Below are 1,802 nucleotides of genomic sequence, written 5' to 3' on the forward strand. Positions count from 1 at the left end.
CAGGATCACCTCTGGCTGGGCGACACCCCGATTGCGGTGGTGCGCCCCAACAGCAGCGACCCCAGCAAACCGCTGATCTACCACGTCTACGCCGACCACCTCAACACCCCACGGGCCATCTACGACGCGTTCAACAAGCGGCTGGTATGGCGCTGGGAAAGCGAGGCGTTCGGCAACACCCTGCCGGATCAGGATGCGGACAAGAACGGCAGCCAGTTCGTGTACAACCTGCGCTTCCCGGGGCAGTACTGGGACAACGGCATCAAGCTGAGTCATAACTGGTATCGGACCTATAATTCTGAAACCGGCAGATACATTCAGAGTGATCCGATTGGGTTGGGTGGCGGGTTGAATACTTTTACTTATGCGCTGAATAATCCAATCGGATTTATAGATCCATATGGTTTGTGGGCATGGGGGGATCCGTTGCCGCAGGGCTTGGTTGATTTTTCGGCAGGATTTGGAGACACACTGTCTTTTGGCGCAACAGATTGGCTTCGTGATCAAATGGATGTAAATGGATCAGTTAATAAATGTTCAAGTGCTTACGGGAATGGAGAATGGGGAGCAATTGGCCTAGGCATGGCATTTGGCGGAGCTCATCTTGGTAGGAATGCCTTGTATCAGATGGGAAAAGCTGGGGGCCTTGGCGAACGCTTAGGTAGAGGCGCCGGGCGCTTATTTTCCGATGGTCGGTCGTGGAACTCAGTTCGAGATACATGGAGTTTAGCGGCAGGAAATGGTCAACGATGGTTGGCTGCAAACGGCCAAAGTCTGCATCACTGGCTCGTCCCTCAGCGATTCGGTAAAGTAAATGCTGGCTTTAATTATCTTCCATTGACAGCTGGATTTAATAGCTGGATGAATGGCTCTACAGCATCTAGGGTCGCTGTGGAATGGGGATTCCGTGTGGGTGTGGCCGGAATTTATGGCGCCCCAGTTACTGCCGCAATGAATGGAAACGATTGTACTTGTACAGAGTGAGACGCTCCTATGGAACTTAGCAAACGTATATCACAATCTAGAATTCGGATTCGGAGTGGCTTGCGACTGATTGCATTCTTATTTGCCATAGTTGTGTTGGGCGTACTTATGGATGTAATTTGGATGGCAAAACTAAGTGGAATCTTTAGTGTCTTTTTTATATTGGTTACTCTGCTTGAATGCTGGAATGTTTATCGATTATCCAAGGGGCAGAATGAAAATCATAATTCCCCTCCTGATGATCCAAGCGTATAGAATTTTAGATTAGTAAGATAGGTATCTCTGCAATCATTGGGGTCAGAGTGATTGATCTGCCGCCGGCCGCCTTGCGCGGCTGGTCGCGGTCGGCTCAGGCCTGGTCCTTCAGGGTGCACCGATCAGGCTGGTTCAGCACCCATTAGCGGACTTGAGATAAAGTCACCCCCTAGCCGGGCTTGCTTGTTTTAGCCACCAGCCAGCTGATCGAAACGGTCGGCAGTGTGCGTTAACATCAAGCTCTCCAGTATCGCCTTGGTGATTTGTAACGCCGGCCACCTGCTGGCGGAACACGCCGACCCGGCCACGCAGAGCCCGACCCAGGACCACCTCTGGCTGGGCGACACCCCGATCGCGGTGGTGCGCCCCAACAACAGCGACCCCAGCAAACCGCTGATCTACCACGTCTACGCCGACCACCTCAACACCCCACGCGCCATCTACGACGCATTCAACAAACGCCTGACCTGGCGTTGGGAAAGCGAAGCCTTCGGCAACACCCTGCCGGATCAAGATGCGGACAAGAACGGCAGCCAGTTCGTGTACAACCTGCGCTTCCCGGG

The 1,802-nt window shown here is 53.2% G+C and carries 1 protein-coding gene and 1 pseudogene; both read left to right on the forward strand.

The annotated features are described in order from the left end of the window. Positions 1-984 (forward strand): RHS repeat-associated core domain-containing protein (locus FFS57_RS24775; protein WP_283204938.1); only part of this gene is annotated, 984 nt, incomplete at its 5' end. A 477-nt stretch (positions 985-1,461) separates the two neighbouring features. Further along, a pseudogene (locus FFS57_RS24780) lies at positions 1,462-1,802 on the forward strand (hypothetical protein); the annotation flags it as partial.

It is taken from the genome of Chitinivorax sp. B (assembly GCF_005503445.1).
GTDB lineage: Bacteria > Pseudomonadota > Gammaproteobacteria > Burkholderiales > SCOH01 > Chitinivorax.